Below are 12,790 nucleotides of genomic sequence, written 5' to 3'. Positions count from 1 at the left end.
ATTAAAAAGTTTTAACTTTGCCATCCGAAAAGCAGGCGTATAAAACCGCCTTTAACATTTTGATTTTTATAATTTTACCAAATACAAAATATGCCTAATATTGGAAAGATAGCGCAGATTATAGGACCGGTAGTCGATGTAAGCTTTGTTAACGATGCCACTTTACCTAAAATTTTCTCTGCATTAGAGATTACTAAAGAGAATGGACAGAAAATCGTTCTTGAGGTTCAACAACACTTAGGCGAAGATCGCGTTCGTGCAATTTCAATGGACTCTACCGATGGTTTAGTTCGTGGAATGGATGTGGTTGATACTGGTGCTGCCATTAAAATGCCTGTTGGCGATCAAATTAAAGGTCGTTTATTCAACGTAGTTGGTGAAGCGATTGACGGTATCAACACCGTTGACAAAACAGATGGCCGTCCTATCCACAATGCTCCTCCTAAGTTCGAAGATTTATCTACAGAAACTGAAGTACTTTTTACTGGTATTAAAGTTATCGACTTATTAGAGCCTTATGCAAAAGGTGGTAAAATTGGATTATTCGGTGGTGCCGGTGTAGGTAAAACTGTATTAATCATGGAATTGGTAAACAACATCGCTAAAGCTTACGCAGGTTTATCTGTATTTGCTGGTGTGGGTGAGCGTACTCGTGAGGGTAATGATTTACTTCGTGAGTTTATCGAATCAGGCGTAATCAACTATGGTGATGATTTCTTACACTCAATGGAAAAAGGTGGATGGGATTTGAACGCAGTTGATACTGAAAAATTAAAAGAATCAAAAGCAACATTAGTTTTCGGTCAAATGAACGAGCCTCCTGGTGCACGTGCTCGTGTAGCCTTATCAGGATTAACAGTTGCAGAATATTTCCGTGATGGTGATGGCGAAGGCGCTGGAAAAGATATCCTTTTCTTCGTTGATAACATTTTCCGTTTTACTCAAGCAGGTTCTGAGGTATCGGCACTATTAGGTCGTATGCCATCTGCGGTAGGTTACCAACCAACATTGGCAACAGAGATGGGTTTAATGCAAGAGCGTATTACTTCAACTAAACGTGGTTCAATCACATCTGTACAAGCGGTTTACGTACCTGCAGATGATTTAACTGACCCTGCTCCGGCTACAACTTTCGCCCACTTAGATGCAACTACAGTATTTTCTCGTAAAATTGCTGAGTTAGGTATTTATCCAGCAGTAGATCCATTGGATTCTACTTCACGTATCCTTTCTCCTGCGGTATTAGGGGATGAGCACTACAACACAGCTCAACGTGTGAAAGAAACTTTACAACGTTACAAAGAATTACAAGATATCATCGCGATTTTAGGTATGGACGAATTATCTGAGGAAGATAAATTAGTAGTATCTAGAGCTCGTCGTGTGCAACGTTTCCTATCTCAACCTTTCCACGTAGCTGAGCAATTTACAGGCTTAAAAGGTGTATTGGTTGACATTAAAGATACCATCAAAGGATTTAACATGATCATGGATGGCGAAGTTGATGAATATCCAGAAGCTGCATTTAACTTAGTTGGTAGCATTGAAGATGCTATTGAAAAAGGTAAAAAATTATTGGCAGAAGCTAACTAGTATCGAGATTTGAGTATCAAGTATCAAGACAACAAATACTATCTCGATACTTGATACTAGATACTTGCTACTCAATTTTAAAAGAATGACTTTAGAAATATTAACTCCAGATAAAAAAGTTTTCGAAGGCGAAGTAACTGCGGTTACTGTTCCTGGAACTTTGGGTTCTTTTCAGATTTTGAAAGACCACGCTCCTATCATTTCAACTTTGGAAGATGGACCTGTTATTGTTAAGGAAGCTGCAAGCGAAAACATCTACAACATTAAAGGTGGTGTAGTAGAAGTTTACTGGATAATAAAATTATTGTTTTAGCTGAAGCTGTTGTAGCTTAAGTTTAAAATATCAAAATGTTTAAGAAGCCCCGAACGAAAGTTTGGGGCTTTTTTGTTTTACCTGTCCCGTCATTTCGACGAGGAACGAGGAGAAATCTAGCGCCATGAGAAATCCTTGCTTAAGAGTTAATTCATAAACAAGTATATCGTTTATTACCATACATCAACCTTCGCCAAAAACTTTCTCTTTAATTTCGTTCATATCATTTAAAATCGAATACAATGAAAGAAGAATTCTTAAACCTGCCCGTTATTAAAAACGAAGAAACCAAACGTTTCGAATTAACTGTAGATGGCCACACCGCATTTATCGACTACGAAGAGAATGAGAAAACTATCAAGCTCATCCACACCGAAAGCCCTGAAGCATTGGCTGGCAGAGGTGCAGCTACAGCATTAATTGAAAAAACGCTTATCTATTTAGAAGAAAACAAATACGAACTAGTCCCTTTATGTCAATTAGTATTTGCTTATGTGAAAAGACACCCCGAATGGAAAAGATTGGTGCCAAGCAAATATTTGAGGCTATTTGATAGGGAAGATAACAACTAAAATACCGATCATTATTTTCTCATCTTTTTCTGACATTTCTCACTTTTAAGAAGAATTTCGCTCAAAATACAATGCATGCATAACATTTATACCGAATACCGTTTTCATATTTGGTCTACATTAAACAAAGTTTAGGAAAACAAAATAGCAATTAATCGGAATTATAATTTGATTAAGACATAAATATCAAAATTATATACTAAATAAAATATTTTTATTTTCCCTATTGCTAATATTTGAACCAAATACTAAATTGGTATTTATAAAACAAAGAGAAAACTTAACCCTAATTCACATGAATTTAATTGTAGCAAATAATAGCCTTAACCAAGTCAATTTGACTTTGGTACTGCTGCTTAATGTACTGCTGCTAAAACAGTGCAAGGGTTCGTTATAAAATATTGAGTAACATCAAAAAAAGCGCCCCTTTCTAAAAAACTGGGGCGCTTTTTTAAAACAAGACAAAACCATCATGATTAAAAAATCATGACAGCTTCATCTCCATTGAAGACACAATTAAAAAGACAAAAATGGATTATTACAATTCGAACACGGTAATTTATCTCAACGGCCAATTTGTAAAAGCCAACGAAGCGAAGACTGACTTATATGGTCAATCGTTACACTATGGCTTTGCAGCTTTCGAGGGTATTAGGGCTTACAAAACCCACAATGCTACGCGTATTTTTAAGGCCAGAGAGCATTTCGAGCGGTTAAAACGCTCATGCGATTTAACAGGCATTCCGTTTAAATGGAATATCGACGACCTAATTAAGCAAACTTACCGACTGCTCGAATTGAATAATTTTAAGGATGCTTACATCCGTCCCTTAGTTTTTAGCGAGCCGCAAATGACCTTGGTTGCTCCAGAGCAAACGTCTATTATGCTTTGTGCTTGGGAATGGGGAGCGTATTTAGGCGATAGGCAATTGAAAATTTGCATCTCTCCTTTCGAACGTCCTAATCCAAAATCTACGAAAATCGAGGCTAAAATTAGTGGCAATTATGTCAACTCCATCTTGGCTACATCAGATGCTAAAAATAAAGGCTTTGACGAAGCTTTACTGTTAGACCACAAAGGTTTGGTTGCAGAAGGATCTGGCGCCAATATTTTCATCGAAAAGAATGGCAAATTGTATACGCCAGTTAAAGGAAATATCCTGCCAGGAATTACCAGAGCTACCATTATTGAGCTTTGTAAAGTGCTAGATATCGAAGTTATTGAGAAAGAAATTACTGTAAATTTTCTTAAAGAGGCAGATGGCGCATTCTTCTGCGGAACAGCCGTTGAAGTAGCCGGTATCCATACCGTAGATGAAACGGTATACAGACAAAGATGGAGAGATAGTATTGGAGCCACCTTACAAAGAGCATATAAAAACCTAGTATTAGAAAAAGTAAACTATGAAGTGATCATTTAATTTCTCTTCTTGATAATTTGTTAGTATGTTTGGCTGCAAGAAAAACTACACATGCCTTTAAACACAGTCATTATTAACAACATTATCATTATTCCTCAACCGAGGGAGGGCAATCGTTGTATATAATTGAAAAAATATAATTAGCGAAACCGCCTCCCAAAAAGAGGCGGTTTTTTTTTGAATTGAACAGAACAGAACAAACAACATAATATAAATGGAATTGAACAAATACAGTAAGACTTTTACGCAAGACCCAACACAACCCGCAGCTCAAGCCATGCTTTATGGAATTGGTTTAACCGATGCCGATATGGCAAAAGCACAAGTGGGCATTGCAAGTATGGGTTATGACGGCAACACTTGTAACATGCACTTGAATGATTTAGCCGCTGTGGTAAAAAAAGGTGTCTGGAACAATGATTTGGTCGGTCTTACTTTTAATACCATTGGTGTAAGTGATGGCATGAGCAACGGAACTGAAGGTATGCGTTATTCTTTGGTTAGTCGCGATGTAATTGCTGACAGTATTGAAACCATTTGTGGCGGACAATATTACGATGGCGTAATTGCTATTCCGGGTTGTGATAAAAACATGCCAGGGGCGATAATGGCTATGGCTCGTTTAAACCGCCCTTCGATTATGGTTTATGGAGGCACCATTGCTCCGGGACATTACAAAGGCGAAGAACTAAACATCGTTTCTGCTTTCGAAGCTTTAGGCCAGAAAATCTGCGGTAATTTATCTGATGAAGATTATCAAGGTATCATTAAACATACTTGCCCTGGTGCTGGTGCTTGCGGTGGGATGTACACCGCAAACACGATGGCTTCTGCTATTGAGGCTTTGGGCATGAGCTTGCCTTATTCATCGTCAAATCCTGCAGTAAGCGACGAGAAGAAAAATGAGTGCTTAGATGCTGGAAAATACATTAAAGTGCTGTTAGAAAAAGACATCAAGCCTTCCGATATCATGACGAGAAAAGCGTTTGAAAATGCAATTCGCTCCATTATCATTTTAGGAGGAAGTACCAATGCGGTATTACACTTCATTGCAATGGGCAAAGCGATTGGCGTAGAAATTACACAAGACGATTTCCAACGCATGAGCGATATTACCCCTGTTTTGGCAGATTTTAAACCAAGCGGAAAATACCTGATGCAAGATTTACATCAATTTGGCGGCGTGCCAGCGGTATTGAAATATTTGTTAGATGAAGGCTTATTGCACGGCGATTGTTTAACGGTTACCGGACAAACCGTGGCTGAGAACTTGAAAGATGTAAAATCGATCATGGATTACAATCAACCTATTATTCAACGATTAGACAATCCAATTAAAGCAACTGGTCACTTACAAATTTTGTATGGAAACTTAGCGGAAAAAGGCTCTGTAGCTAAAATCTCAGGGAAAGAAGGTGAAAGGTTTGAAGGCCCAGCTCGCGTATTTGACGGAGAAAAAGATTTAGTAACTGGCATCTCTACAGGAAGAATTAAACCGGGAGATGTAGTAGTAATTAAAAATGAAGGTCCAGTTGGAGCGCCAGGAATGCCTGAGATGTTAAAACCAACTTCATTAATTATCGGTGCAGGTTTGGGTAAATCTATTGCCTTAATTACTGACGGTCGTTTTTCTGGCGGTACTCACGGTTTCGTGGTAGGTCACATTACGCCAGAAGCTTACAAAGGCGGTTTAATTGGATTAGTGGAGGATGATGACATCATTGAAATTGATGCCGTAAACAATAAGATTACGTTAAAAGTGAGCGATGAAGTCATTGCTGAACGTAGAGCGAAATGGCAACAACCAAAACTGAAAGTTACCAAGGGAGTATTATTTAAATATGCCAAAACAGTAACAGATGCGGCTGGAGGTTGCGTAACCGACGAAGCTTAACCCCTAGCCTCCTAAAGGGGGAATATAACCGGTCACAAATTGTGACTGGTTACAAAAAACAAAATATGTCATCACAATTTGTGATAACATATCAACCAAACTTGAAGTTACAAGTTGTGACTTCAAGTTGAGATAAAATTGACCAAGAACCAAAAAATATAAAAAATGGAACAAGATACTTTAACCGCAACGAAATCAAGCCACCTTCAGGGGGTTGGGGGGTTTAAAGGTTCGGGCTCGCAAATGTTGTTGAACGCCCTTATTGAAGAGGGCGTAAGCACAATTTTCGGCTACCCAGGCGGTGCAATTATGCCAATTTATGATGCGCTTTATGACTATGCAGACAAATTAGAACATATTTTGGTACGCCATGAGCAAGGCGGTATTCACGCTGCGCAAGGTTACGCAAGAACAAGTGGCCGAGTAGGTGTTTGCTTTGCAACCAGCGGTCCAGGTGCGACTAATTTGGTAACTGGCTTAGCTGATGCGCAAATTGATAGCACACCTCTAGTTTGCATTACCGGACAAGTATTTGCACACCTTTTGGGTACAGATGCCTTCCAAGAGACGGATGTAATTAACATCACTACGCCAGTAACGAAATGGAACTACCAGATTACCGACGCAAAGGAAATCCCTGAGGTATTGGCAAAAGCTTTTTATATTGCCAAAAGTGGCAGACCAGGCCCTGTGTTGATTGACATTACTAAAAATGCACAATTACAGATTGAAGAATTTGAAGCTTACGTAAAATGCAACCACATCCGCAGCTACAGACCTAAACCAAAAGTGAGGGTTGAATTTATTGAAGAAGCTGCAAAGCTAATCAACAGTGCTCAAAAACCTTTTGTGTTGTTTGGCCAAGGGGTGATTTTAGGAAATGCCGAGAAAGAATTTAAAGCTTTCATCGAAAAAACTGGTATTCCTGCGGCTTGGACTATCATGGGCGAAGGTGCTATTCCAACCGACCATCCTTTGAACGTAGGTATGTTGGGGATGCATGGTAACTATGGACCAAACGTTTTAACCAACGAATGCGATGTTTTAATTGCCATCGGGATGCGTTTCGACGACCGTGTAACTGGCCGTTTAGATAAATATGCGAAGCAAGCTAAAGTAATCCATTTAGATATTGACCCAGCTGAGATTGACAAAAACGTAAAAGCTGAAGTTGGGGTTTGGGGCGACTGTAAAGAAACACTTCCTATCTTAACCAACTTAGCAAAAGAAAATAAACACGAAGCTTGGGTTGCTCAATTTAGAGATTACAACCAACAGGAAATAGATCAAGTCATTACACCTGAACTTTACCCTACTGGAGAAGAAATGACCATGGGCGAAGTGTTGAGAAACATCAATGAGATTTGTGGCGGCGATGCGATAATAGTTACCGATGTCGGTCAGCACCAAATGGTGGCCTGCCGATATGCAAAATTTAACAATACTCGTAGCAATGTAACATCTGGCGGATTAGGCACAATGGGTTTCGGCCTACCTGCGGCTATTGGCGCTAAATATGGTGCGCCTAACAAAACTGTAATTGCCATTATTGGCGATGGTGGTTTCCAAATGACGCCGCAAGAATTAGGTACGATTATGCAATTTGGTGCAGCGGTAAAGATTTTAATTTTAAACAACCAGTTCTTAGGAATGGTACGCCAATGGCAGCAATTGTTCCACGATAAACGCTATTCGTTTGTGAATATCACTAGCCCTGATTTTGTAGCATTGGCTAAATCTTACTACATAGAAGCGAGTAAAGTAGACCAAAGAGCTGAGCTTAAGAAAGCGCTGGAAACGATGATTAACCACGAAGGCTCTTACCTCTTAGAGGTAATGGTTGGCAAGGAAAATAACGTTTTCCCAATGGTACCACAAGGTTGCAGCGTAAGCGAAATTAGATTGAAGTAATTAGAGCAAAGAACAAGGATAAAAGAGCAAAGATTAAAAGTATAGACGTTATGTCTTTCATCCCTGTTCCTTTATACTTAATCCCATAAAAATGAGTAACGACACGATAAAATATACACCTAGCGACACCAGCTACGAAGGTAAGCAGGATTTTACCATTACAGTTTATGCTGAAGACAGGGTTGGTTTATTGAACCGTATTTCGATTATATTTTCGAAAAGAAAAATCAACATTGATAGCTTAAACACTTCTCCATCGGAGATTGCAGGCATACACCGGTTCACGATTTTAATTAACGAAAGTTATGAAGTAGTGAGAAAATTGGCACGCCAGATTGAGAAACAAGTTGAAGTCTTGAAAGTGTATTTCAATACGGACAGCGAAGTGATTTGGCAAGAACTGGCTCTTTACAAAGTTTCTACAGAAGAGATTACCGAGAAAGTAACGGTAGAGCGTTTATTGAGACAATACGGTGCAACCGCAGTAGTGATTAGAAAAGATTATACCGTCTTTTCTGTAACTGGCCACAAAGAAGAAACTGATGCTTTGGTAAAAGCACTTGAACCTTATGAACTGATTGAATTTGTGCGTTCGGCTAGGGTAGCAATCATTAAAGATAGTGCTGGTTTCCACGAGAAGCTGAAAGAATTTGAAGCAGAAGAACCAGGAGAAGAACGTGTAGAAAATGAGTTCTTGGATAAGGGCGAGAAGATTTTTACGATGTAGATAGTCGGAGGTCAGAAGACGGAAGTCCGAAGAGAAACAGCCTTAAACTTCGGTCATCGGACATCGGTCTTCTTACTTTTGTTAACTAAACCCGATTGAAGCGGAAATACTTTTTGGTGGTCTTGCGAAAAAGATTGCCACGTCGTTCCTCCTCGCAATGGCGAAAAGGGAGCGAATGACGGAAAACCAAAAAAGATTACAGCGAAAAGCGGGGCTAAAGAAGATAAGTGTTACTGAAATTCATTTTCAAAATAAAGAAATCCTTCGACAAGCTCAGGATGACAAGCAAAAAATTGAATTAAGAACTAAAACATAAACAATAAATCAGTGTAATCACAAAATCTGTGTAATCACTAAAAACTAAATAAAAAAAATGGCAAATTATTTTAACACATTACCACTTAGAGAAAAATTGAACCAATTAGGTGTATGCGATTTCATGGCTAACGATGAGTTTTTGGATGGCGTAAACGCTCTAAAAGGTAAAAAACTGGTAATTGTAGGCTGTGGTGCTCAAGGCTTAAATCAAGGTTTAAATTTGAGAGACAGCGGTTTGGACGTATCTTACGCATTGCGCAAAGAAGCTATCGAGCAAAAAAGAGATAGTTGGAAAAATGCTACGGAAAACAATTTCAAAGTTGGCACTTACGAAGAATTAATCCCTACTGCTGACGTGGTAATTAACCTTACGCCGGATAAACAACATACTTCGGTGGTAAATGCGGTGATGCCATTAATGAAACAAGGTTCTACTTTGCTTTACTCTCACGGTTTCAACATTGTAGAGGAAGGTATGCAAATCCGTAAAGACATTACTGTAATTATGGTGGCACCTAAATGCCCTGGTTCTGAGGTTAGAGCTGAATATTTAAGAGGTTTTGGTGTACCAACTTTAATTGCCGTACACCCAGAAAACGATCCTGAAGGTAAGGGGTTGGCACAAGCTAAAGCTTACTGTGTAGGTACTGGCGGTCACAGAGCAGGTGTCTTGAAATCGTCTTTCGTGGCCGAGGTTAAATCTGATTTAATGGGCGAGCAAACTATTTTATGTGGTTTGTTGCAAACTGGTTCTATCCTTTCTTTCGATAAAATGGTGGAAAAAGGAATTGACGCTGGCTATGCTTCTAAATTGGTTCAATATGGTGTTGAGGTAATTACAGAGGCTTTGAAACACGGCGGTGTAAGCGGTATGATGGATCGTTTGAGCAATGTAGCTAAAGTTAAAGCTTTCCATATTTCTGAGGAGTTGAAAAACATCATGCGTCCATTGTTTCAAAAACACCAAGATGATATCATGAGCGGCGAGTTCTCTAGCACCATGATGGCTGACTGGGCCAACGGGGATGCAAACTTATTGAAATGGAGAGCTGAAACTGGCGAAACTGCTTTCGAAAAAACGCCTGCTGGTGATGTGAAAATTGGCGAGCAAGAATATTTTGACAACTATACTTTAATGGTGGCTTTCGTAAGAGCTGGTGTGGAATTGGCTTTCGAAACTATGGTTGAAGCTGGTATTAAACCAGAAAGTGCTTACTACGAAAGTTTACACGAAACTCCGCTAATTGCTAACACGATTGCTCGTAAGAAATTGTTCGAAATGAACCGTGTAATTTCTGATACTGCTGAATATGGTTGTTACTTATTTGACCAAGCTTGTAAGCCTTTGTTAATGGATTTCATGAAAACTGTTGATACGGATTTAGTAGGTAAAAACTTTAACGAAGGTAAAGATGGTTCGGTTGATAACGCTGAATTAGTTGCGATCAACGAGATTTTACGTGACCACCAAGTAGAGGTTGTAGGCAGAAAATTGCGTAAAGCAATGACTGCAATGAAGTCGATTAAGACAGCGTAACCCCTAAATCCCCTAAAGGGGAATTTCGTAATGCTTTAAGCAAATTCGTAGTGAAATTTGCATTTTTGCTACAAACAAAATAAACTCTATACTAGCCCTCCCTTTTAGGGGAGGGTTGGGAGGGTTAACTAAAAACAATTTATAAAAAGATGGCGAAAACATTAGTAGAAAAAATATGGGATGCTCACGTAGTGAAACGTGAAGAAGGTTTTCCTGATATTTTATACATTGATACGCATTTAATTCACGAGGTTACTTCGCCTCAGGCTTTTGATGGTTTGAGAAAACGTGGCATCGGGCTTTTTCGTCCGAAACAAACGGTAGCTACTGCCGACCATAACGTGCCTACTTTAGACCAACATTTGCCCATCAAGGAAGAACTTTCGAGATATCAGGTAGATATGTTGACTAAAAACTGTGCAGAGTTTGGCGTAGAGCTTTATGGTTTAGGTCATCCTTTTCAAGGGATTGTCCACGTAATTGGTCCAGAATTAGGAATTACCTTACCAGGAAAAACCATGGTTTGTGGCGATAGCCATACTTCTACGCATGGTGCTTTTGGCGCCATCGCTTTTGGTATCGGCACCTCGCAAGTGGAGCAGGTTTTTGCAACGCAATGTTTGCAACAATCGAAACCTAAAACCATGAAAATTGAGGTAAATGGCGAGTTAAGAAAAGGTGTTGGTGCAAAAGACATCATCCTTTACATCATCGCTAAAATTTCTGCCGCTGGTGGCACTGGTTATTTTGTAGAGTTTGCTGGTTCGGCCATCCGTTCGTTAAGCATGGAAGCACGTATGACCGTTTGCAACATGAGTATCGAAATGGGTGCTCGTGGTGGTTTAATTGCGCCTGACGAAACTACTTTCGAATACGTAAAAGGTAGAAAATTTGCACCAGCTGGCGAAGAGTGGGACAATGCTTTAGCTTATTGGAAAACTTTATATAGCGATGAAGATGCCAAATTTGATGCGGTATTAACTTATGATGCTGCTGATATTGCACCAATGATTACTTACGGTACCAACCCTGGAATGGGTATCGGCATTGCTGATCATATTCCAGCGACTGCTGCCCAACCAGAAACGGAGCAAACGTCCTACAAAAAGGCCTTAGATTATATGGGCTTTGCGGATGAGGAAAGTTTGTTAGGTAAACCTGTAGATTATGTTTTCATTGGTAGCTGTACCAATTCTCGTATCGAAGATTTACGTGCAGTTGCGGAGTTTGTGAAAGGCAAACAGAAGGCAGAAAACGTAGAAGTTTGGATTGTTCCAGGTTCTAAGCAAGTGGAAGCACAAGCCATTGCAGAAGGTTTAGACAAAGTATTCGAAGCTTCGGGCTTTCAATTACGTGAACCAGGCTGTTCGGCTTGTTTGGGGATGAACGAGGATAAAATTCCGGCAGGAAAATATTGTGTTTCTACCTCAAACAGAAACTTTGAAGGCCGCCAAGGACCAAATGCAAGAACAATGCTGGCTAGTCCGTTAACGGCTGCTGCTGCTGCTGTAACTGGGAAGATTACAGATGTGAGGGAGTTGTTAACCCCAAACCCCTAAAGGGGATTTTACTACATGGGGCTTAAGTTATAAAAGTTTAATCAAATTCCCCCTTTAGGGGGTTAGGGGGTAATATGCCAGAAATACATTGGGACAGTAAACTGTACAACGAACAACATCGTTTCGTATCTAATTACGGAGCTGATGTTTTGCAATGGCTTGATGCCAAAGCGGGCGAAAACATTTTAGATGTAGGTTGTGGAACCGGCGATTTAGCTGCTAAAATACAGGAAAGTGGTGCCACTGTTTCGGGAGTAGATGCTTCGGCAGATATGATAGAATTAGCGAAACAAAACTATCCTCTTTTACAATTTGAGGTACAAGATGCAGCTGCTTTAGACTACAACCGTGAGTTTGATGCCGTATTTAGTAACGCCACGTTTCATTGGATTGAAAACCAAAGAGGATTGTTGAGAGGCATTTTTAAAAGCTTAAAACACGGTGGTCGTTTAGTCGCTGAATTTGGAGGTAAGGGAAATGTAAAGTCGATTGTAGATGCGATAGACCAAGCTGCAAAAGAACTAGGACTGGAGCACAGAGTGATTTCGAACTTTTGGTTTTTCCCATCCATAGCACACTACGCCAATTTATTAGAAGCAAGTGGATTTGAAACGGAACAAATGTGGCTTTTCGACAGACCGACAAAGCTAGTTGGCGAAGATGGTATGTTGAACTGGATCAATCAATTTGCACAACACGCTTTTGTAAATCTAAATGAAGAAGAAGCAAAAGCAGTAACGAATTTAGCAGTAAGCATTTTAAAGCCAACTTATTTCAAAAACGGAGAATGGACTGCAGATTATAAAAGATTGAGGGTAAAAGCTTTGAAAAGGTAAAAGGCGGAAAGACTAAAGATAAAAGAACAAAGAGTAAGGAATAAAGACAAATAGTATAATTTAATCGGTGTAACCGAGCTTGCGAGCTCATCACAGATAATCACTAAAT

General features: G+C 39.6%; 9 protein-coding genes and 1 pseudogene. All 10 read left to right on the top strand.

The genetic code is table 11. The annotated features are described in order from the left end of the window. The first annotated feature begins 90 nt into the window (after positions 1–90). On the top strand, positions 91–1,593 hold the full coding sequence (gene atpD, locus OVA16_RS10240) for a F0F1 ATP synthase subunit beta (protein WP_267758997.1): 1,503 nt from the start codon (positions 91–93) through the stop codon (positions 1,591–1,593). A gap of 85 nt (positions 1,594–1,678) precedes the next feature. After that, a pseudogene (gene atpC, locus OVA16_RS10235) lies at positions 1,679–1,926 on the top strand (ATP synthase F1 subunit epsilon). Between the two features lie 222 nt (positions 1,927–2,148). Continuing rightward, a complete protein-coding gene (locus OVA16_RS10230) occupies positions 2,149–2,478 on the top strand; it encodes a GNAT family N-acetyltransferase (RefSeq protein WP_267758996.1) in 330 nt (109 codons plus the stop codon). A 530-nt stretch (positions 2,479–3,008) separates the two neighbouring features. Further along, complete coding sequence (locus OVA16_RS10225; RefSeq protein WP_267758994.1) at positions 3,009–3,899, top strand: branched-chain amino acid transaminase; 891 nt, start codon at positions 3,009–3,011, stop codon at positions 3,897–3,899. A 214-nt stretch (positions 3,900–4,113) separates the two neighbouring features. Next, positions 4,114–5,793 (top strand): dihydroxy-acid dehydratase, encoded by a 1,680-nt coding sequence (gene ilvD, locus OVA16_RS10220; protein ID WP_267758992.1) that lies wholly within the window; start codon positions 4,114–4,116, stop codon positions 5,791–5,793. Positions 5,794–6,036: 243 nt separating this feature from the next. After that, positions 6,037–7,704, top strand: a complete 1,668-nt coding sequence (gene ilvB, locus OVA16_RS10215) for a biosynthetic-type acetolactate synthase large subunit (RefSeq protein ID WP_420712345.1) — start codon at positions 6,037–6,039, stop codon at positions 7,702–7,704. A 91-nt stretch (positions 7,705–7,795) separates the two neighbouring features. Continuing rightward, a complete protein-coding gene (ilvN, locus tag OVA16_RS10210) occupies positions 7,796–8,431 on the top strand; it encodes an acetolactate synthase small subunit (protein WP_267758988.1) in 636 nt (211 codons plus the stop codon). A 373-nt stretch (positions 8,432–8,804) separates the two neighbouring features. Further along, positions 8,805–10,286 (top strand): ketol-acid reductoisomerase, encoded by a 1,482-nt coding sequence (ilvC, locus tag OVA16_RS10205; protein ID WP_267758986.1) that lies wholly within the window; start codon positions 8,805–8,807, stop codon positions 10,284–10,286. Positions 10,287–10,435: 149 nt separating this feature from the next. Beyond that, the gene (gene leuC / locus OVA16_RS10200) at positions 10,436–11,845 is read left to right on the top strand and encodes a 3-isopropylmalate dehydratase large subunit (RefSeq protein WP_267758984.1); all 1,410 of its coding nucleotides are present in this window, start codon (positions 10,436–10,438) and stop codon (positions 11,843–11,845) included. Between the two features lie 74 nt (positions 11,846–11,919). Continuing rightward, complete coding sequence (locus OVA16_RS10195) at positions 11,920–12,681, top strand: class I SAM-dependent methyltransferase (protein WP_267758982.1); 762 nt, start codon at positions 11,920–11,922, stop codon at positions 12,679–12,681. Positions 12,682–12,790: the final 109 nt, after the last annotated feature.

The organism is Pedobacter sp. SL55 (assembly GCF_026625705.1).
Lineage (GTDB): Bacteria > Bacteroidota > Bacteroidia > Sphingobacteriales > Sphingobacteriaceae > Pedobacter.
This window is presented reverse-complemented; position numbering and strand designations above follow the sequence as displayed.